The 20,999-nt window shown below is 31.5% G+C and carries 18 protein-coding genes and 1 tRNA gene; 7 read left to right on the forward strand and 12 right to left on the reverse strand.

Annotated features, from left to right (window positions below; genetic code table 11):
• Positions 1–18 precede the first annotated feature (18 nt).
• From MSM_RS06010 to MSM_RS06040, 7 genes are all read right to left on the reverse strand, one after another.
• Positions 19–1,224, reverse strand: coding sequence for an ISNCY-like element ISM1 family transposase (locus MSM_RS06010; protein ID WP_011953615.1), 1,206 nt, complete (start codon positions 1,222–1,224; stop codon positions 19–21).
• A 526-nt stretch (positions 1,225–1,750) separates the two neighbouring features.
• Complete coding sequence (locus tag MSM_RS06015; RefSeq protein ID WP_011954343.1) at positions 1,751–3,286, reverse strand: Mur ligase family protein; 1,536 nt, start codon at positions 3,284–3,286, stop codon at positions 1,751–1,753.
• Entirely contained in the window at positions 3,279–4,661 is a 1,383-nt protein-coding gene (locus tag MSM_RS06020; protein WP_011954344.1) for a Mur ligase family protein, read from the reverse strand. Before MSM_RS06020 ends, MSM_RS06015 begins: the two co-directional genes overlap by 8 nt.
• A gap of 234 nt (positions 4,662–4,895) precedes the next feature.
• Entirely contained in the window at positions 4,896–6,083 is a 1,188-nt protein-coding gene (locus MSM_RS06025; RefSeq protein ID WP_304439934.1) for an aconitase X catalytic domain-containing protein, read from the reverse strand.
• Position 6,084: 1 nt separating this feature from the next.
• Positions 6,085–7,419, reverse strand: coding sequence for a single-stranded-DNA-specific exonuclease RecJ (locus MSM_RS06030; RefSeq protein WP_011954346.1), 1,335 nt, complete (start codon positions 7,417–7,419; stop codon positions 6,085–6,087).
• On the reverse strand, positions 7,409–7,807 hold the full coding sequence (locus MSM_RS06035) for a 30S ribosomal protein S15 (protein WP_004032740.1): 399 nt from the start codon (positions 7,805–7,807) through the stop codon (positions 7,409–7,411). Before MSM_RS06035 ends, MSM_RS06030 begins: the two co-directional genes overlap by 11 nt.
• 56 nt (positions 7,808–7,863) lie before the next feature.
• Positions 7,864–8,412 (reverse strand): XTP/dITP diphosphatase, encoded by a 549-nt coding sequence (locus tag MSM_RS06040; RefSeq protein ID WP_004032739.1) that lies wholly within the window; start codon positions 8,410–8,412, stop codon positions 7,864–7,866.
• A gap of 718 nt (positions 8,413–9,130) precedes the next feature.
• Between MSM_RS06040 and MSM_RS06045 the strand changes: the two genes are divergently transcribed.
• A complete protein-coding gene (locus MSM_RS06045; RefSeq protein WP_011954347.1) occupies positions 9,131–10,291 on the forward strand; it encodes an AAA family ATPase in 1,161 nt (386 codons plus the stop codon).
• 305 nt (positions 10,292–10,596) lie between these two features.
• Positions 10,597–11,871: an ATP-binding protein gene (locus MSM_RS06050; RefSeq protein ID WP_011954348.1), complete on the forward strand. Its 1,275-nt coding sequence runs from the start codon at positions 10,597–10,599 to the stop codon at positions 11,869–11,871.
• A 304-nt stretch (positions 11,872–12,175) separates the two neighbouring features.
• Here the strand turns inward: MSM_RS06050 and MSM_RS06055 are convergent, their stop codons facing one another.
• Complete coding sequence (locus MSM_RS06055; protein WP_004032737.1) at positions 12,176–13,792, reverse strand: bifunctional N(6)-L-threonylcarbamoyladenine synthase/serine/threonine protein kinase; 1,617 nt, start codon at positions 13,790–13,792, stop codon at positions 12,176–12,178.
• A 144-nt stretch (positions 13,793–13,936) separates the two neighbouring features.
• On the opposite strand from MSM_RS06055, the gene MSM_RS06060 reads away from it, so the two are divergent.
• Positions 13,937–14,398 (forward strand): hypothetical protein, encoded by a 462-nt coding sequence (locus MSM_RS06060; RefSeq protein ID WP_004032736.1) that lies wholly within the window; start codon positions 13,937–13,939, stop codon positions 14,396–14,398.
• Complete coding sequence (gene cobT / locus MSM_RS06065; RefSeq protein ID WP_011954349.1) at positions 14,395–15,462, forward strand: nicotinate mononucleotide-dependent phosphoribosyltransferase CobT; 1,068 nt, start codon at positions 14,395–14,397, stop codon at positions 15,460–15,462. The genes MSM_RS06060 and cobT overlap by 4 nt, the downstream gene beginning before the upstream one ends.
• Before the next feature lie 3 nt (positions 15,463–15,465).
• Here cobT and uppP read toward each other — a convergent pair whose 3' ends face one another.
• Together uppP and MSM_RS06075 are read right to left on the reverse strand one after the other, a co-directional pair.
• On the reverse strand, positions 15,466–16,299 hold the full coding sequence (uppP, locus tag MSM_RS06070) for an undecaprenyl-diphosphatase UppP (RefSeq protein ID WP_011954350.1): 834 nt from the start codon (positions 16,297–16,299) through the stop codon (positions 15,466–15,468).
• 12 nt (positions 16,300–16,311) lie between these two features.
• Positions 16,312–17,235: a branched-chain amino acid transaminase gene (locus MSM_RS06075; protein ID WP_011954351.1), complete on the reverse strand. Its 924-nt coding sequence runs from the start codon at positions 17,233–17,235 to the stop codon at positions 16,312–16,314.
• Between the two features lie 155 nt (positions 17,236–17,390).
• Between MSM_RS06075 and MSM_RS06080 the strand changes: the two genes are divergently transcribed.
• The 3 genes from MSM_RS06080 (at position 17,391) to MSM_RS06090 (ending at position 19,678) form a co-directional block, all read left to right on the forward strand.
• Positions 17,391–18,533 carry a M48 family metallopeptidase gene (locus tag MSM_RS06080; RefSeq protein ID WP_011954352.1) on the forward strand — a complete coding sequence of 381 codons (1,143 nt, stop codon included), beginning with the start codon at positions 17,391–17,393 and terminating at the stop codon, positions 18,531–18,533.
• Between the two features lie 59 nt (positions 18,534–18,592).
• A tRNA-Val gene (locus tag MSM_RS06085) sits at positions 18,593–18,664 on the forward strand.
• Positions 18,665–18,850: 186 nt separating this feature from the next.
• Positions 18,851–19,678: a F420-dependent methylenetetrahydromethanopterin dehydrogenase gene (locus MSM_RS06090; protein WP_011954353.1), complete on the forward strand. Its 828-nt coding sequence runs from the start codon at positions 18,851–18,853 to the stop codon at positions 19,676–19,678.
• 73 nt (positions 19,679–19,751) lie between these two features.
• On the opposite strand, the gene MSM_RS06095 is transcribed toward MSM_RS06090, so the two are convergent.
• Together MSM_RS06095 and hisB are read right to left on the reverse strand one after the other, a co-directional pair.
• Positions 19,752–20,387: a TMEM175 family protein gene (locus MSM_RS06095; RefSeq protein WP_011954354.1), complete on the reverse strand. Its 636-nt coding sequence runs from the start codon at positions 20,385–20,387 to the stop codon at positions 19,752–19,754.
• Positions 20,388–20,966 carry an imidazoleglycerol-phosphate dehydratase HisB gene (hisB, locus tag MSM_RS06100; RefSeq protein WP_011954355.1) on the reverse strand — a complete coding sequence of 193 codons (579 nt, stop codon included), beginning with the start codon at positions 20,964–20,966 and terminating at the stop codon, positions 20,388–20,390.
• Positions 20,967–20,999: the final 33 nt, after the last annotated feature.

Genomic DNA, 20,999 nt, shown 5'->3' on the forward strand with positions numbered 1-20,999 from the left:
CTGTAAAATTTTATAGGCTTATTTGATTTTAATGTGTTTTTCAGTCCAATTTTGCATTTGATAGTCTAAAAATGTCAGGATTCCATTTTTGGTTTTGTATATTTTCTTTATTTTTTCAGGATTGGTTTGTCTGTAGTAATTTTCGACTTTATTTGATGTTTTTTCTATATTTTCATCATCAAGATATTCTACGTATCTGTGGAAGTGATTTATGATATGTTTTCTTATGAAATCTTTTAAAACAACTGGTATGGCCGTATATTTTTGTAAATATTGTTTAAATTGTTCTATTGCTTCTTTTTTTGAGTTTTGTCTGAAACAGTTTTTTAATTCTTGTGCATTTTCGTAAATATGGTCTCTTTGTTTTCCATTAATCTTGTTTCTTCTACAATATACTTTTAATTTATGGTTTATTGTTTGAAACAGATGAAATATGCACAATTGATGTTTTACTTCTATTTCATCTGCTACATTACGATACATTGGGAATAAATCGGTTGTTAGGCAAATGAATGGTTTATTTTCTGTTGATTCTAAGATAAATTTTTTCGTGTTTTTTGGTATTCTGCGACGTACTATTCGTTCTGTGACTGGAATATTGAGTATTGCATCAAATAAAGTTAATCTGTAGTGTCTAGTTCCATTAAGTCTTAAAAATTGCTCATCATATAAATAATAGCCAGAATATTCAAATTTTTCATTGCTGATGCTTTCTTCGTGATTTTTGTCAGACCAGTTCTTGATTGTTTGATGAGATATTCTGATTCCAAGGAATATTTCAAAGTATTTACTTATTTTACGAAGTGATTGGTACCCTATTTTCATTATTCCTGGAATTTTATCCATTATTTCTTGTAAAAATTGTTTATTTTCACCAATTAATGGATTATTGTATATTCCGAATTTTTTTCCACATTTTTTGCATTGATATTGCTGTTCTTTGAATTCTGTTGTTTTTCCATTAGTATTTTGTTTGTTTTTCTTTATTGTGCCTTTTTTGATTATTTTGTGGCTTCCACAAACTGGACAAATGGGATTATCATATTTAAAAGTATTATTTTCATCTAAAAATAGTTTATGATTAGTATTTTCAAAATTAGGTGTTTTATTCAATCTTTTTGAAATAATTTTTTCTTGATCAATTTTTTCATCAAAAAAATCATAAAGTTTAAGTTGTATGAAGTCTATATTACTATTGAGGGCAGATTTGTTTTGTTTGGTCATAAAATATTATTTGTCCTCACTTATTAAAGTATTTTACTATTTTTAAATCATTTATATTAAAATTAAAGAAAAATTAGAATGAAATTTCATCAAAATGAAAGTTCAACTGTAAAAAATTAAAAAACAAATAAGCCTATAAAATTTTACAGACTCAATTTAAATAAATAATTATAATTTTAAGTGAACTAACAATTAGTTAGACAGTATGTATATTTTTAACACATCTTATATAAACTTACCTATCCCATATTGAATAAAATAAAATATAATACTACAAAATAAAAATACAGTCCATCTAATTAAATTATCAATTAAACAAAAAAGATATATTAAAAAATAAAACTGAACAAAATTAAAATAAATCAAAAGATAAAAATAAGCAAAAAAAAGTATTCAAATCAATAAATAAAAAGGAAATTGTGTATAAAAAATAATAAAAATAATAATAATACATAAACAAAATAAATATTTAGAGTATTAAATATAGTTAAAATTTAGAAAGAATAATTAAACATAAATATTTAATTTACAAATTATTGACACATTTTTTAAATTTTGTAGCCGCTTCGCCAATAGCTACTATCTTATTACAATCTAAATTTAATGCCTGATTAATTCCTTCTTGAACTTCATCAAAGGTTGCGCCAAGTGTGCCTTTTTTGACAAAGTTATCAACACCATGATTCAATATAATTTTTTCCTTAAGTTCAGGACATTCACTTATTTTATCACTAGCTATTTTTTGAGAAGCACTGGATGCCGGAACAATGTATTTAGAAAACTCTAAAACTTTATTAAATATTTCCAAATCTCCTTCAGCACCGGATTCAGAGGAAATTGTAATAACTGTAGTGATATCACCATATAATTTTTTAAATTCACGTAAAACCGTTTCAACACCTGCCGGATTATGTGCAAAATCTACAACAACATCTTTTTCGCCAATTGTGGCTACTTTCTCCATCCTTCCAGAAACCCCACCAAAAGTAGCTATTGACTCCAATATTTTATCATAAGGTAATTTTAGAAATTCATGAGCTGCAACAATTACTCCAACAACATTATAGACATTATGAATTCCATCAAGAAGCATTTTAACTTCTAATTTTTCTTCCGGAGTATGTAATTCAAAAGTTCTGTTTTTTAAATTAATGTTGGTTGCAATATAATCTAGCTGAGGAGTTGTCAGACCACATTCACATAAATAATAGCCGGAACCTGAAATAATCTCTTTAACATCAATGGTTTTACCGCAAACACATTCTTTAGAAGCTACACCTACAGGCATTTCATCTACCCCAAAAGTAATTATTTCACCTGCAAAGTTCAATTCCCTTAAAAGCCCCATGATTGTTGGATCCTGACCGTTTACAATAAGTTGTTTTCCAGCCAATCCTTTTATAAATTCTGCTTTAACATGCGCATACTCCATAAATCCTCCCAAATCATTTAAATGATCAGGAGTTATGTTTGTTATTAATCCGGAAGTTAATTCAGAATTTCCAACTATTCTTTCAATAGTGCCCGGAACTCCAAATGTGCCCACTTCCAATATTCCAACATCCCCATTTAAACGAGACTGTAAAATTGGAATATATTCAGCATTCCCCTGCATTTTTTCTAAATTATGTTCAACAGGTGCAATATTATTATCATAAGCTATTTTTTTCAGAAGGGTTGTGGTAGTTGTCTTACCATTAGTTCCGGTTATTCCAAATACCGGTTTATTTACTTTAAAAATATCAATAATATCACTAACTTCCAGAACTGGAATGTTTTTTTCCTGAATAATATCAAATACTTCAGCTGTTTTAGGTAAACTTATTGGAGGAATTATATAATCTGCTTTTTCAAAAAACTCTTCAGGATGAGATTCATAAAATACTTCAATGTCATATCCTTCCAAAGATTTTTTAAACCTGCAATCATCACCAGAGGACATATCTGTTCCAATAACATCAAATCCACGGTCTTTAAGAATTCTAGCTACCAGATTACAATTAGCTCCACAAATTCCAATTACTCCAAATGTTGTATCTTCCGGAAAATCAGACTCATTCATATTTTTTACTTCCCTCTTCAAGTCCTTTCATGATTTTTTCAACAGTGGTAATTCTATCATAAGCTATAAGTGGCCCCATATGCAGAATAATGTCTCCAGGTTTGGAATATTTGAATGTAAGTGCGGCTGCTTCAGTAATATCCCTAGTAGCTACTTTAATTGCACTTGGATTTTCAATAGCATCTAAAACTTCATATGCAGCATCCATCTCAACTGTTTGGTTAACCTCATTAAATCCACTAGCTATTATAACATCCACATACTGTCCAACAAGCTGACCGACTTCTGTCTTATCCCTTTTAGATAATGTATCAAAATGATCTAGAAACAGTACAACATTGTCGTCTTTAAAGTACTCAAGAGTGATTTTCATTCCATCATATAAAAATGCAGAATCCAAAATAACTTTTCTTCCATTATACTCACCAACATCTTCCATATGTGCAGGAAGTCCTTTAAATTCAGATAATGCATCAGTAATATCTTCCGGAGAAACACCATAAGTTAAAGCAACACTGCTGGCCCCTACAGAGTTTTCAAAGAAATAGCTGACCATGTGGAACGGTGTTGTAAATTCCCCTTTAGAATATTTGAGGGTTAATTTTTCATCACCGGCAGTTCCAATAAAATCACAATCATCATCTAAAGCATAATAAAGAGCATTGCCCCTTACCGGAGCTATAATATCCCTGCAGGAATTATTTGCAATAAATGTTTCACTCATTTTTTCCAAAATCAATTTACGTTGCTGATATTTCTCAAGAGAACCTCCAAATTCAGACAGATGGTCTTCAGCAATATTGGTTAAAAGACCAATTTTAATATCCAATTCATTTAGAAGCCCTATAGTTCCATGAGGAAGTTCAAAAATAGCTATATCACAATTTTGAGCTTTACCTTTAACTATACCATCAATAATAGCTTCACTAACTAAATTATTAACTAAAGAAGAGCAGGACCATACTTTATAACCTGCCTGTTTAAAAATGCTTGTTGTAATAAATGTAGTAGTTGTTTTACCCATAGTTCCCGTGATTCCAATAATATCAACAGGAATTAAATCATTTACCATTTTTGAGAAATCTTCATTAGTAATAACCTCTAAATTAGCTTCAGCAACTTTTTTTGCAATAGGTGCACTGTCAGGCAAACTTGGAGCCTTATAAACTTTATCAATACCATCAATAGAAGGATTATCATTACCTAAATCTAAAATAACTCCCTCTTTTTCCATTTGTTTTAAAATACTTTGCACATCTTGTTTAAAATCAGATAACTGTTTTGGATCAGTTATAATAACCTTATGATTTTGATTATTAAGTAACCTTGCAACAGGCCTACCAGCATTTCCTGCACCAATAACTAAATAATTCATAAATTTATTCACCTATAATTATTATATGATTTTATTAAATTTAAAGTTGAAGACAACACCCTAAAAAGTTGATTACATTTCGACTAAGTATTAAAAACAACCTAATGAGTGTCTTATAGAATACCCTATCAAATTATTTACATAAATAGTTTCTTATAAAATACACTTTTAAGAAAAATAGCTAAAAACATTCTATAGAAATACTGAAATTTAAAAAAAAAGTAGTAGAAAAAATTATTCAAATTGAATCAAGTTTTCTACATCATTATAAACAACATCAAGTCCACACATAGACGGAACATAATTAGCTGCTTTTGCTGAATTTACACCAATTACTTCAAAGCCCCTATCTTCAATAGGTGCTACGACCATACAGGTATCACAGACCACATTACCACCTGCATCTTCAATAACTTTTGTATACCCCATTCTATCAGCTGTTGCTTTTACACTAACTGATGTGCAAATCCATAATTTGTTTTTAATTGATTTTCCTTTGACAATATTTGCAACTTCTTTTATTTCTTCCAAGGAAGCATGAGGACAGCCCAAACAGATTAAATCCGGTTCATCAGTTGTAGTAGATAGTTTGTTACGGGTGTCTAAAATGTCGTCTTCAGAGATTGCAATATGATCATCAGCTTCACTTTTAGCAGCCACATCATATTCCGGAGTAACATTCTCCATATGATAAAGAGCTACTGAACCTGATGACGCAAGTGCTGCTCCTAATGTTTTTAAATTATTATTATCAGGAATATTTTTAAGAGTAAAGTAAGGCACTCCACCACCGACAATTTTCCCAACAACATATCCGAGAGCTCCGAAATCAGCACCTGCGAGTTCGGTTTCAACATCCACTACTAAATTAGCCGTCCTATTTTCATCTAAATGGAATCCATAAAGAGGAGTTTTACCAACAATAGCTGCTGCTAATGCTGCAGGACCGCCTTCACGATTAGTTTTAGCACCAATTACAGAATTAACATATGCTACTGCTGAAGATTCAGACCATGATACATGGTCTCTAAATCTAGGAACATTTCCAACAAGATAAGGAGTACAAGTACATGTTTTTGAGATTCCAAGTTTACCGTAAGCTTCTACAATTTGATTTTGTTTAATTGAAAATTCCTTTGGAAATCCTAGAGCTTCCCAATTATCCAAATCAGTTCCAGGAGGATTTAGGGAAGAATTAACACTAGCTACCCCTTTATCATCACTGGCCAAATCTTGAAGATAATCCAAACCTGCATCACCAATAGTTTTATAAGAAACTCCGGAAACCTGTGCTGAAGTGATATCCACTAATTTAGAAGCACCATAAATATCTCCTAAAGCCACTAATATATCCATGCTTTTTCTAATAGTTTCTCCAAACTCCCCATCACACATTTGTTCTTCTTTTTTTGTTAAAAACATATTAATCATTATTTATTTGATATTCAACCATATCATTAACTAAGTTTAAAAAGTTATCCTTACTATCAAATGGAATCATAGCCCCTGCAGCAATATCATGACCTCCACCCTGACCACCGAAATTGTTGGAGCTATCCTGTAAGGCTTTTCCCAAATTAACTCCTTTTTCAACTTGTTGTCTGGTTGTTCTTCCAGAAACTTTAATATCCTTATGAAGTCTAGATAATCCTAAAACAGGTTTTGAATCATCCAACAAGTTAATAGACAAACCTATACTAGCTATTGTACCCATTACAGATTTCAACACTTTATCCTCACTGTATAAATATTGAATATTAGAAAGATTAACTGAACCTTCCCTTTTAATCCATTCCAATCCTTTAACAAGTTGATCACGGTATTTGCGTTGCAAATCAGTAGCTGTTTTTAAGGCTTTTTCACGTTCTCCAAGAGCTATGCTTAAACCTAATCCAAACTTCTTATTTTTACCGCATGCATCAAGAATATATGAATACTCTTCCAAATCACGAAGCAAAGGTATTTCTTTTGGAACTGTGTAACAATCCCCGAAGATATCCGGATTGATTTTAATAAGTTCATCTTTAAGAATATCTTTTTCCTCTTCACCTAAATCAGTGAATTTAATTCCATAAGACAAATTCATCTTTTCTAAAAACTCAGTTGAACCTTCCAAATCCCCAGTTATTCCTGGAAGCGGAGGAGAAAAAGTGTAAGCTAAAGATTTAAAAAGTGGTTCAGATGATTTAGAAACTATTTTCAAACCATCATGAATTTCCAAATTACCACTTTGTTTAGCATCATCAACAATAAGTTTATTAACTCCAGTAAATCCATCTTGACCTTGCATATCACCAAAAGCACCAATTAAAGCAAAATAAGCTAAATGTTTTTTATCAAGATCCCTAACTGCCAAATAGCTGGAACCAGCCCCACTTAAATCCCTGCTTCCATCAATGTCAAATAAATGAGGATTTATGTGAACCACATTGCTTTCTGCTTCAACATCACTAACCTGATGATGATCAGCTATAATAACATCACATTTAAAAGAATTGAGTTCCCCTACAAAAGAACTTCCCATATCTGAAAAAATGACCAAATCATGTTTTTCATGCCTTAACTGATTTATTAAATCTTCCTTAAGACGAGGAACAATCGTAGTATGAAACTGAACATTTTCTTCTTTTAAAGCATTAGCTAATACAGCTGCCGCTGAAATTCCATCAGCATCATTATGAGAAATAATTCTTATAACGTTATTGTTTTCTATATGCTTCTTAAGCACATTACTAGCTTCACTAGCTCTATTTAACAAGGAGTGCTGCTTCTTTTGGATTGTATCTCCATCCTTCAGGTAATGCACCTTCATTTACATAATATGAAGCTAATCTCCTGATTCTAGATTCAATGATAGTTAAACCTCTTTTAGAGTGTAAATCTTTAGGATTTTCAGCTAAGTGATCTCTTATATTTACTGCTCTTTTGATTAAGTTCATTAAATCTTCAGGGTATTTTCCAGCTTGATCATTTCTTTTTAAGATTTGAGTGATTCTTTCACCGGTTACTTCTTTAACACTAGGAATACCGTATTGGTCTCTTAAAATAATACCGATTTCACTGGTACTTTTTCCTTCTTTGTTAAATTTTAAAATCATTTCTTCAATTTCTTCATCACTGTAAGTTACCCATTCTGGTCTTGCCATAATAATTACCTCTTAATATTAGTTATAAAGTAAGCCCATAATAATAAATTAGAAAATTATTGAATAGAATACCATTTAATAAATTTTTCTAAAGAATTTTTTCTATGTGAAAACTGGTTTTTTTCTTCAGTTGTAAGTTCTCCAAAAGTTTTACCTTCAGCTGGAACATAGAAAATAGGATCAAAAGCAAAACCTAAATCTCCTTTTTCTTCAACTGCGATTTCACCTATGACCTTACCTAAAAAGATCTTGGGCTCAGAATTGGGGGCGCAGTACCCAATAACTGACCTGAATTCGGCATAACGGTCATTGACACCATCTAAAAGCTTTAATATTCCCTGATTTCCAAGAGTTTCTTGAACATAAGAAGAATATGTTCCAGGAAAACCTTTTAAAGCTTTTATGAATAAACCAGCATCTTCAACAATCACAGGTTTATTAAGTTTACGACTGGCATATTTTGCACCTGATATAGCTACTTCCTCAAGAGTTCCCTGAGGTTCACAGTAACCTAAATCAATATGCTCTAAGTTAATGTCATAATCTTTAAATATATTCTCTGCTTCTATAACTTTATGTTTGTTACCAGTTATAAATGTTATCATAAAATTAATTATGAATTAAATTTTTTATAAAATTAACTCATAATCAGTTAAAAGATTTAAATGAACAATTCATTGTTTAGGAAAGCTCAGCTGGTCTAAAGTAATTATATATTATCATCAATCTTCAATAATGGTTTCCAATAGTTTTATCATTTCCCAATATGTAAAAAAAACTTGAACATTATTCTTTTATTTGCTTTTCTTACAAACTTAATCCTTTAGCGAATACTCTTATGAAAATTGATACTTTTTATTTTATGACTTAAAAAATTATTAGAATAGCAGTTATTATATGTAAATTTCAAAATTCTTGAGAAACATAAGAAACATAAGAAACATAAATTTTTTTTATGTTTTTTATGTTTTTTAATAAAACACATATCATCAACCTTAATCATCAACCAACATGAATTTTTTTATTTTTAATTAAAATAGCTTAAATCATAAAATAAGTAATTTAAAGAATTTTAAAAAATTAATCGTCAACTACTGAATATTCTTTAATCAAATAATAGATAATTTAAGATTCTAATTTTTAAATTTTTTCGGGATTGATTTGTCAGCAGCAGTTATCTAATTTGTTAGATGTTTTTTATGGAATTTATGTTTTCTAATGAGAATTTTTAAATATTCTGAAAAACATAAGAAACATAAGAAACATAAATTTTTTTTATGTTTTTTATGTTTTTTATGAAATGTATTATCAGAGGTTATAAACATGAAAAATAATCCTTTTAGAAAACGAACTGGAATTTTGCCTTCGTATTTCACTGGCCGTGAAAATGAATTAAATGAACTTAAAAAAATATATAACTCAACTAAAATAGGAATTCCCGGCCATTTAATATTATATGGACCAAAAGGTATTGGAAAAACATCTTTATTATTAAAATTTCAAGAGGAAATAACTAATCTTGATGATGTATATTCAGTTAGAATTCCATTAATGGAAGGAAATTTTGAAGACATTTACTCATTAATAATAGAAAAATGTTCTGACACGTTAAATATTAATATTGGCCATTTTTGGGAGAAAATAAGTTCATTAGGTATTAATATACCATTTATCGGAGGCATATCTGTATCACGTGAAATTCCCCAAACCAGCCCTGCAGTTGCATTTGAAAAAATTTTAAATGTGATTTATGATGAGCTAGGCTCTGACAATCCTGTTTTAATCCTATTGTTTGATGATCTTCAAAGGATTATGGGCAATGATGAAACAATGAAGATATTGAGTATCTTGCAGAATGCTCTTGTAGAATTAAATCTAAAAGGAAAAAACATAATGTTTGTAGCTACTGGTTCAGAAGACATTTTCAACAAAATACAAGATAAACTTGACTCAGCAGTACGGATATTCGAACCTTACTTAATTGGACCATTATCCTACGGCGAAGTATATGATGCAATCAATATTCCTACTAAAGAACAAAATGTGGCCTTTGAAGAGAATGTCATAAAAGAAATATATGAATTATCAAACGGAATTCCATATTACATGCAAATCCTAGCTTACAGCTGTTTTGAAGAAACAAATGAAGATGATAAAGTGACTATGGATGAGTTTAAAAAGGCATCTGTGTATTCCTTAAACATTTTGGCCCAACGTGAATTTAAATCATTATTCTCTAAATCCACTACGGAAGAGCGAAAAATACTATGCTTAATGGCTGAAAGCAACGAAACAATTTTATCATATTCCTATATCAAAGATAATGCTCACCTAAACTCAGAACCCTCAGCATTGCTAAAAAGTTTAATTAACAAAAACATGATAATCAAACCAGCAAGAGGCAAATACAAATTAAAAAGTAATCTTTTTAAATTATACCTGCAAAATTTACGTATAAATCAGGATACTGGATTAATTAGATAGTGATAAACTTACCTAAGTTACACTATCCAATATTATTTAAAACAAACATATTCAAAAAACAAAAAATGAAAATGAACCAAAATGATGAAACAATCGATATGACAAGAAAACATACCTATTTTTCGAAAAAAATATTGCTTTTCAAAATGCTCTAAATAAAATAAGTAACAGATTTTTGTGTTAGAAAAATTGTAAAATAATATACTGAAAAAATGTAAAATAATATATGGAAAAATTGTAAAATAATATATGGAAAAATTGTAAAATAATATATGGAAAAATTGTAAAAATAAGGAGTAATCACTATGGTTGTTAAATATTTACCGAGAATATTGGATAAAGATTTGGAAAAATATCTTACAATGATTGGTGCGATTCTCATTGTTGGACCGAAATGGTGTGGCAAAACAACTACTGCCGAACAGCATGCTAAAAGTGTATTAAAACTACAAGACAAAGATAATTATAAAACAAATATGATGTGGGCAGACATAGAACCTTCCAGATTATTGAAAGGAGAGAAACCACGATTAATTGATGAATGGCAGGTGGCTCCTGTATTGTGGGATTCCGTCAGAACAAGCGTGGATGAAAGCGAAGGATATGGACTATATATTTTAACCGGTTCAACAGTGGTCGATGAAGACAGCATCATGCACTCAGGAACCGGAAGAATCCATAGAATGCTGATGAGGCCTATGAGTTTGTATGAAAGCGGTGAATCAAACGGGCAAATTTCAATTATGGACTTATTTGACAATCCCGACATTAACATTAATAACTGCGAATCCAGTTTAACAATAAACGATTTGATATTTGCTGCATGCCGCGGAGGCTGGCCAGATTCATTGAATCAAAAAACCAGAGAGGGCAAACTTTTCGTTGCATATAATTATTTGGAAAACATTTGTAACACAGATGTTTCTGCTGTTGATGGGGTTAAAAGAGACCCTGATAGGGTAAGAGTATTATTACGTTCGCTTGCAAGAAATAATTCCACACTGGCTAAAGACCAAACCATTATAGATGATATTAATGCTAATTTTATGGATATAAGTAGACCCACATACTATTCATATGTTGATGCCTTGAAAAAATTATTTGTAATTGAAGACAACCGAGGATGGTCCCCAAACATCAAATCCAAATCAGCAATCAGATCAGGAAATAAAAAAGTATTCATTGATCCTTCAATTGCCGTAGCAGCATTGAATGCAAATCCTAAATCAATGGCGAATGATTTGGAAACATTCGGATTTATTTTTGAAAATTTATGCATTCGTGACTTAAGTGTTTATACAAATTCCCATGGCGGAAAAGTTTCATATTACCATGACAAGTCAGATTTAGAAATTGACTGTGTTGTTCACTTGAGGGACGGAAGATATGCATTAATAGAATGCAAGCTTGGAAGTGAAAGAATAAACGAAGGTGCCCAAAATCTCCTTAAAATCAAGGAGTTAATTGAAAAGAATAAAAAATTGGATAATCCTACATTTCTTGCAGTGCTTACTGGTGGAAAATATGCATACACTCGTCCGGATGGCGTTAAAGTAATTCCAATCGGCTGTTTAAAATAGCATTTAATATTTATTTAAAATTAAAACAATTGGAGAGTTATAATAAATTTACGAAGTGAAAAGCAATATTCAAATATCAAACTACATTTATTTTTTAATTTTCAACAGTTCCAAAAAATTTAATTATAACTACAAAAGAAATTTTGTATCATAAGTTCTGGTGCTTAAAATCTATAAGCACCGGAACTTTTTTATAAGTTTTATGCAAACGGATTTAGAAATTTGTGTCAATCCCACATTCAATACACTAAAAAAAAGAGGTTCTCACATATATAAAAATAAGGTCGGCACAACCTGTACTTTTCTAATGAGTATAACGCCCTCTAGATTCTATTTCTTTTATTTTTTCAATTATTTTATCTTTATTTTTTCCATATGATTCTGCATAACCCTCCAAGACATTATCAAAGTATTTGCTAGCTGTAGTGTTGTCTATACTTTGCAATGATTTTTTCAACACAAGCAAATCAACTGCCTTATCTTCAAATAAATCAGAATGTCTCCCAAGACCAAAATCTAAAAATACTAATTTTCCGCCTCTAAGCATCATATTGGAAGTTGTAATATCCCCATGAATAATATCCAAACTATGTATTTTAGCTATCTCAACTCCAATTTTATAAGCTAAATTGTCATCAATAACTTCTTTAAGCATTTTACCTTCAATAGCTTCCATCAATATAGATTTATTTTCCAAATCAACATCATACAATACAGGAGTAATTACACCTGATTTTTTAACATCAGACAGCAATTTGGCTTCAAGTTTAGTTCTTGACTTTCTTATTTTGGAATCAATCTCAGCAATTCTGTAAGCTTTCGGAATTCTACTTTTCAATACTGCATTTTTACCTAAATATGAACTTTTAATAATATCCGATTCAGCACCTTTAGCTATTAAATTATCAGGTAATTTTAAATGAGAATCATTATTATTAACCCATGGTGCCTCCACTTCATCAGTTCTGAAACGCTGAATAATTCCAGTATCTTTAATATCCAAAGGACCAAATTGATTATGCATAATTAATCCCAACCATGCAATCATTACTCCATTATCACCGCACAGTTTCATCTCAGGCATGCAAAATTTGGCTCCGTGTTCTTCAGCCATTACCTTAAGCATTTCCCTGAGTCTGGAATTTGCAGAAACTCCCCCACATAACATGACCTCATCTTTTTGTGTATGAGACAGTGCCCTTTCTGTTACTTCAACAAGCATTGAAAAAGCGGTTTCCTGCAGTGAAAAACAAACATCTTCAATTGGAGTGCCTTTTTTAACTTCCCTTAAAGCTGCAGACAATAATCCTGAAAATGAAAAATCCATTCCCTTTACAACATATGGCAAATCAACATAAGACCCTTTTTTAGCCAATTTTTCAATTACCGGACCTCCCGGATGACCCAAACCAGTTTCACGGCCAAAATGATCAAGACAGTTTCCTGCAGCAATGTCTAATGTTTCACCAAAAATCCTATATCTTCCGCTTTCATGAGAGATTACCTGACTATTTCCACCACTTACATAAAGTGTTACCGGATTAACTGCACCAGTATCTAATTTTCCCACTTCAACATGCCCAATACAATGATTAACACCAATTATCGGTTTATTTAATGATAGTGCCAGTGTTCTTGCAGAAGTAGCTACAATTCTTAAAGCAGGCCCAAGACCAGGACCCTGTGAAAAAGAGATCAAATCCAAATCATCGTAAGAAATTCCCGCTTCATCAATAGCTTTTGGAATTAGCTTTGGAATCCAATATCCATGATGTTCGGCAGCTATTCTAGGATGAATACCTCCTTTTTCAGGAAATAATTGTTCTCCCGCCATAGCCAATATATTTCCGTCACTATCAACTATTCCTACACCTGTTTTTTCAGCAGTTCCTTCAATTCCTAAACATATCAAAACAATCAACTTAAAAAATAATTTAATTTAATATTGGTCATTTGAAATATAAATAAGATACAGTTCACGACTATTTTAAAATTTGCAAAAACACACATTTTATAATATCACACTTCCTACAAATATTTAAATTTCAAAAATAAATTACTAACCATGGGATTTTATAGCACAAAAACTTCTGAAGAAAAAAGAGTTAAACAATTAACGGGAGACATACATCTTAGTGAGGAATTTAAAGAAGAAATCAAAAATAGAGACATCCCAATTTATCAGGGATATAATATCCAAAAAAGATTAAGATTTGAAGTTGAACAGGGACAGCTTAAAGGTGATGAAGTAGATTCCAGATTAATGGAACTGTTAGAAGAAAACAGTAAAAATAATGTTTCAAATATCTACACACAGGAAATTAAAAAAGATTCCGACAGTCCGAACAGAATCCCCCCAAGACCTCAAACAAATGAATTTAAAATACCTCCAAGAGCCAGAGACGGAAAAACATTCAGCACGGATTTGACTCAAAAAGAGATGTTGGAAAAAATTATTAAGCAAAATCAAAAAATTATAAATCAAAATAAAATTATTATTGAAGAATTAAAAAAGGTGAATAAATGATTGACGGAATAACAACATACGGTTCTGAGGAATTAATAAACCAGATAAAGTATGCAGAACCTGTATTTATATGTATGATAGGTACAACTGAAACTTCCAAAATACCTGGAATATCCGGAGCTGGAGCAACCCCCGAATTAACTGAATATACACCTGCAGCAGATGCTGAAATAATGGTTCACGGAAGTGTTCATTGTATGGACGAAATCCCCCAAACAGTAGTTGGAGAAACTGCTGCACCAACACCATCAATGCTAACTAAAGCATCCCTACAACTTGCTGATATCCCATTTGTTATAGTAGATGCAGGTTCCAAAATTACTCCTGATTTAGAATGCAACAGACTTGGAAAGGAATACGGAAGAGATATCAGAACTGGAAAAGGAGTTTTAAATCCATTGGAAATTTATGAAAATGCAAAAGAACTTGGATCAAAGCTTTCAATGATGCATGACTATCTAGTAATCGGAGAAAGTATAGCTGCAGGAACAACTACTGCTCTTGGAGTCTTAAGAGCTCTTGGATATGATGCTAATGAGAAAGTCAGTGGAAGTATGCCTACAAATCCTCATGATTTAAAAACAAAAGTAGTGGATGAAGGATTGAAAAATGCAGGTCTTAATCCTGAAACTGATGAAATTGATGCAATGCAAGCTATTGGAGCGGTTGGAGATCCAACCCTTGCAGGAATGGCTGGACTTGTAATTTCTACAGACATCCCAATAATTTTAGGCGGTGGAACACAAATGGCTGCTGTTTGTGCAATTGTAAAATCCATAAACCCCAATTTTGATTTTTCAAGGATAAACTTAGCTACTACAGTTTTTGTAGCCAATGATGAAACCGCTGATTTATTTGACCTTATAAAACAGATTGATGAAGACATCACAATCAATATTGTAGACCCTAATTTTGAAGATGCAGAGTACCCTGGATTAAAAAATTACCTTGACGGTTTTGTTAAAGAAGGTGTTGGGGCCGGCGGTGCAATGTTTACAGCATTAATTAGAGGAAACTCTGTTGAAAGATTAAGAAAAAAAATAGAAAAGGTTTGCAGTGAATAGTATTTAGAATAAATGGGTTATTGAACCCATAAATACTATTATTCCTACAATCCAACAATAATATGCAAAAATATCCAAACTTCTTTTTTGAATTAATTCAAGTAACCATTTAATAGCCAAATAACCAGATATTAATGCTGCTAAAAATCCGAATAAAATAGCTAAAGCATTGAAATCTGTGATTGTTCCAATATCTTTAAGTTGAACTACAAATGCTCCCAAAATAGCTGGAATAGATAATATAAAACTGAATTTAGCAGCAAATTCTTTATCTAATCCTATTACAAGTCCTGCAGCTATTGTAGTACCTGAACGTGAAAGCCCCGGCAATATAGCACATGCCTGACCTAATCCCATAAATATTGATTCTTTAAGTGAAAGATTTGATAAATCAACCTCACCAGAATTCATTCTTTGAGATAAGTAAAGAATAGTACCTGTTACAAATAAGAAAAATGCCGGAACATATAATGCACCTGCAAACAATGACTCTACCTGACTTTCAAATAATACACCAACTAAACCTACAGGAATAGTAGCTATAATTACATACCAGACCAATCTTTTATAAGGATCAGAGTAAAATCCTTCCTTAAATCTGTGCTGAATAATATCTCCAATACTTAATAAGAATGCCTGAATCATTCTGATAATATCTGCACGGAAGAACCATAATACAGCTATTAAACTTCCTAAATGAAGAAAAACATCAAAAGCAAGAGAGGATTCTACCCCTAATGCATTTTGAGCAAAGATTAAATGAGCTGAACTACTTACAGGTAAGAACTCAGTTAATCCCTGAACAATACCAATAATAATTGCCTGAATTATATCCATTTCTCACACCATTTAAACGTAATCCAACCAGCCAAATTTATCTTCTTTTTTGCCTTCAACAATGTCAAAGAAAGTTTTTTGTAATTCTTCTGAAATTGGACCTCTTTTACCTGCACCAATGATTTTATGATCAATTGAACGGATAGGAGTAACTTCAGCAGCAGTTCCGCTGAAAAATACTTCATCAGCAAAATATAATCTTTCTCTTGAAATTCTTTCTTCAACTACTTCATAGCCTAAATCATTGGCCAATTGTTTAATAGATTCCCTTGTAATTCCTTTAAGATTGGAAGAATCCATTGAAGGAGTGTATAATACTCCATCTTCAATAATGAAAATGTTTTCCCCACTACCTTCAGAAACATGCCCTTCATAATCAAGCATGATAGCTTCCTCATAACCATGGTCAATAGCTTCCAGTTTAGCTAATTGAGAATTCATATAATTAGCACCACATTTAGCTAATGTTGGGAAAGTATCCGGAGCTGGTTTTCTCCAGGATGAAACTCCAACATCTACACCGTTAGCCATTCCTTCCTCACCTAAATAAGATCCCCATTCCCAAGCAGCAATTACAGTATTAACAGGACAGGATAACGGATTAACTCCTAACTGACCATATCCTCTAAATACAATAGGACGTATGTAACAGGAAGCTAACTCATTGATTTTAACAGTATCCCTAATTGCCTGTGCAATTTCTTCTTGAGTATAAGGAATATCAATTTTATAAACTTTTGCTGAATTAAATAAACGTTTTACATGTTCATTTAAACGAAAAATACAAGTGCCTTTTTTATTGTCATATGCTCTAATACCTTCAAAAACACTTGTACCATAATGGACTACATGTGAAAGAGCATGAATTTTTGCATCTTTCCAATCAACCATGTTTCCGTCCATCCATATTTTACTAGCAGAATCGTCCCATGCCATTTATATCACTTTCAATTAATAATTCATTAGTGTATATTATAGTGTTATTTTTATTTATAACTTACTTATCAGACAGATGCGAATTTTATACACAAAGTAAACCCATGATTTTATAAAGTATAAAAAATAAACTAATAATAGAATATGGTGGTAAAATGAGTAAAGATGACAGAAGTGGCCTTAACCCTTTTACTGGAAAATCTCATTATGACAATATAGATGATGACAAATTCTTAAATGAATGTTATAATGAGTATTACAATAAGATAGATGGCCATGAAATATTAGACCAGACACAAGAAGGCCAATTAATATTAAAGGTTACTTCAAATCTAATAACTGCTGTTGAAGATTATTTAGCTAAAATTGGAAGATCAGATTATACAGCAGATTATTATGACTGGGAAGTCCATTTAATTGCAGATGAGGACGAAAATGCAATGTGCATCCCTGGAGGAAAAATCATCGTACTTTCAGGAATTCTGCCAATAGCCAATACTGAAGAAAAAATAGCATTTATCCTAGGTCATGAAATGGCACATGCTCTTTTAGACCACAGCAGAACCCAGTCCAGTGTTCGAAATACAAAAAATACAATAACAACCCTTTCCAGAATTGGAAGCCTCGGACTTATTCTTTTAGGTGAAGAAGAATTAGGACTTGCTACAAGTGCAATTACAAATATAGCAGATATCGGATCTGAACTTTTTTTAATACAACCATTTGGAAGATCCCAAGAAATAGAAGCAGACAAACTTGGAATGATGATAATTCATTGGGCAGGTTATAACATAAGGAGAATTCCGGCATTCTGGCAATCAATGAGTGAAGAAAATGCCAATAATTTTGATTTCTTTTCTACCCACCCCTCTGATGATAAAAGAATTGCTGCAATGAATGAAATGATATTTGAAATAGAAAACAGAACAGACTTTTATAGTCAGCCAGTTTTATCCAACAGTACATCAACAAGTTCAAATATACTTGAAAAAGTACCTACATTCGAAACACCCAGTGCAGGAGTGTCTGGAATAGCTGCAACTAAAAATAGCCATTCTGCAAATACCTGCAAATATTGTGGAAATATTGTAAAAATAGATGATATATTCTGCACCAACTGCGGAAAAAAAATAAAAACGGAATTAAGATGCAATAAGTGCGGACATCCAGTAAATGATGATGATATATTCTGCACCAACTGCGGAAACAAATTAAATCATGAATTAAAATGCAGCAATTGCGGAAGTACAGTAAATAAAGATGATACTTTTTGCTTCAATTGTGGAAATAAAATCTAAATTACTTAAAAAACCAAAAGCTTTATATATGATAATATCAATAAATAATGATGTACTATGGTTCCGTGGTCTAGTGGTATGATACCTCCCTTACAAGGAGGGGATCACGAGTTCGAATCTCGTCGGAACCACTTCTTAACTATTTTTAAAAATTTAACTATTATTATATGAATATTTTATCGTTTTCTAACTACTTTTTCTAAAATTTTTGAATAGAATTATGGAAAATATTCAATTTATTAAACAGAGCTAAATCAAAAGATTAATAAATATACAATTCTATAAACAAAAGTATAGAAATTAATAGGTGAACCAAAATGGTTGTAAAAATAGGAATTATAAAAAGTGGAAATATTGGAACTTCTCCAGTATTAGACCTTCTTTTAGATGAAAGAGCAGACAGACCAAATATTGATGTAAGAGTATTCGGATCTGGAGCAAAAATGAATCCTGAACAAGTAGAAGATGTTGTACCAAAAGTTGATCAATTTGACCCAGATTTCTGTATCTTCATTAGCCCAAACCCAGGAGCACCTGGACCAGCTAAAGCAAGAGAATTGTTATCTGAAAAAGACATCCCGGCTATTATCATTGGTGATGCACCAGGTAAAGGTAAAAAAGATGAAATGGATGAACAAGGATTAGGATACATTATTGTAATGTCTGACCCTATGATTGGTGCAAAAAGAGAATGGTTAGACCCAACTGAAATGGCTATTTTCAACGCAGATATTCTCAAAGTGCTTGCAGAAACCGGAGCTTTAAGATTAGTTCAAAACACAATTGACGGTGTAATTGACGGAGCTGCAGCAGGAAATATCGAATTACCTAAACTTATAATTACTGCTGAAAAAGCTGTTGAAGCAGCTGGATTTGAAAACCCATATGCAAAAGCAAAAGCTATTGCAGCATATGAAATGGCTGGAGCTGTTGCAAACTTAGATATGAAAGGATGTTTCATGACCAAAGGTTTCGAAAACTTCATCCCATTAGTAGCAGCAGCACATGAAATGGCAGCATCTGCAGCAGCATTAGCTGATGAAGCTAGAGAAATTGAAAAAGGAAACGATTCTGTTTTAAGAACCCCTCACATGAAAGAGGGTAACACTGGTTGCAAAACCGACTTAATCAGTAAACCAGAATAAATATAAAAATTAAAAGTAGCTTTTTAGCTACTTACATTATCTTTTTTTAGACAACAAAATTTTTTAAAAAAAATTAATTCTTTATAAATCTTTTAGCTATTTTTTTTATCATTGTTGCAAAAAGCACAATAACATAAACATACATACCTGCTAAAGGATTGAACAATGCCAATACTATTGATATCAAAGCCAACACTGGTGGAATACTTAATTCAATAAGCATAATCCTTTTATGAGGTTCTATAAACTTATAAATCCTTTCTTTAACTAAATTTTCTTTAAATAAATAAATATATAAAATCAGATAAAGCAATCCAACCAACAGGATAATCAAACTAAAAATAATTACGCTTTGAGAGTAATGATAAAAAGACAATACAAAAGAAGTTGAAAACGGTATTAAAACCACCAATGCCAAAATAGCCAAATTTATTGTAAGAATAGTATTATCCACTTTTTTATACATCGGAATAGCATTAGTAGATGCCCAAAAATTTGAAAGAATAATAAAACTAATTAAATACAGGGATAACTGCGGCAACAGATTATTAACCATGTAATCATTTAATTGAGCAGAAGAATGTATTGAATTAACTGACGGAACAACAATCTCCAAAGCAAGCAAAGTCAAAGCTACAGCATAAACTCCATCAGTTATTGCACTTAAACGATCATGAGATGCCCGTTGAGAGAAATCTTCACCTGCCACTTATAAAACACCTTTTGTACTAGGAATCTCATCATGCTCTATCTTTATTGCTTCTTTTAATGATTTGGCAAAAGCTTTAAAGACCGCTTCAGCCTGATGATGATCATTTGCTCCTTTTGAAACCCCGTAAATATTTAATTTAGCCGAAGATACAAATGACTCAAAAAAGTGAACAACAATTTCAGAAGTCATGTCTCCAATTTTTTCATTAGTAAAATCAAATTCCATATTGCAATAGCTGCGCCCACTAATATCAATAGCTACTTTAGCTACTGATTCATCCATAGGTACTGTAGCATCAGCCATTCTTTTAATTCCCCTTTTATCTCCAATAGCTTGCCTGAAAGCTTCACCCAATAATATACCGACATCTTCAATAGTGTGATGGTCATCAATTTCAATGTCTCCTTTTGCATCAACAACCAAATCAATCATTGAATGTTTTGAAAATGCCTCCAGCATATGATTAAAAAAATTCACACCAGTTGAAATATTATATTTTCCCTTTCCGTCAAGATTCATTTCTATTTGTATATCTGTTTCAGATGTAGTTCTTGAAACATTTGATTTTCTATCCATAGCTATTCCTCAAACTATTGTTAAATTAAAAGA

The sequence above is a fragment of the Methanobrevibacter smithii ATCC 35061 genome, assembly GCF_000016525.1.
Lineage (GTDB): Archaea > Methanobacteriota > Methanobacteria > Methanobacteriales > Methanobacteriaceae > Methanocatella > Methanocatella smithii.

Excerpts from the sequence above, each read along its gene's own strand:
- MSM_RS06045 (WP_011954347.1), top strand. The coding sequence starts at position 9,131 with ATGAAAAATAATCCTTTTAGAAAACGAACTGGAATTTTGCCTTCGTAT.
- MSM_RS06015 (WP_011954343.1), bottom strand. The coding sequence starts at position 3,286 with ATGAATGAGTCTGATTTTCCGGAAGATACAACATTTGGAGTAATTGGA.
- MSM_RS06075 (WP_011954351.1), bottom strand. The coding sequence starts at position 17,235 with ATGGCATGGGACGATTCTGCTAGTAAAATATGGATGGACGGAAACATG.
- MSM_RS06090 (WP_011954353.1), top strand. The coding sequence starts at position 18,851 with ATGGTTGTAAAAATAGGAATTATAAAAAGTGGAAATATTGGAACTTCT.
- hisB (WP_011954355.1), bottom strand. The coding sequence starts at position 20,966 with ATGGATAGAAAATCAAATGTTTCAAGAACTACATCTGAAACAGATATA.
- MSM_RS06020 (WP_011954344.1), bottom strand. The coding sequence starts at position 4,661 with ATGAATTATTTAGTTATTGGTGCAGGAAATGCTGGTAGGCCTGTTGCA.
- MSM_RS06060 (WP_004032736.1), top strand. The coding sequence starts at position 13,937 with ATGGGATTTTATAGCACAAAAACTTCTGAAGAAAAAAGAGTTAAACAA.
- MSM_RS06050 (WP_011954348.1), top strand. The coding sequence starts at position 10,597 with ATGGTTGTTAAATATTTACCGAGAATATTGGATAAAGATTTGGAAAAA.
- MSM_RS06025 (WP_304439934.1), bottom strand. The coding sequence starts at position 6,083 with ATGTTTTTAACAAAAAAAGAAGAACAAATGTGTGATGGGGAGTTTGGA.
- MSM_RS06010 (WP_011953615.1), bottom strand. The coding sequence starts at position 1,224 with ATGACCAAACAAAACAAATCTGCCCTCAATAGTAATATAGACTTCATA.
- cobT (WP_011954349.1), top strand. The coding sequence starts at position 14,395 with ATGATTGACGGAATAACAACATACGGTTCTGAGGAATTAATAAACCAG.
- MSM_RS06035 (WP_004032740.1), bottom strand. The coding sequence starts at position 7,807 with ATGGCAAGACCAGAATGGGTAACTTACAGTGATGAAGAAATTGAAGAA.
- MSM_RS06040 (WP_004032739.1), bottom strand. The coding sequence starts at position 8,412 with ATGATAACATTTATAACTGGTAACAAACATAAAGTTATAGAAGCAGAG.
- uppP (WP_011954350.1), bottom strand. The coding sequence starts at position 16,299 with ATGGATATAATTCAGGCAATTATTATTGGTATTGTTCAGGGATTAACT.
- MSM_RS06080 (WP_011954352.1), top strand. The coding sequence starts at position 17,391 with ATGAGTAAAGATGACAGAAGTGGCCTTAACCCTTTTACTGGAAAATCT.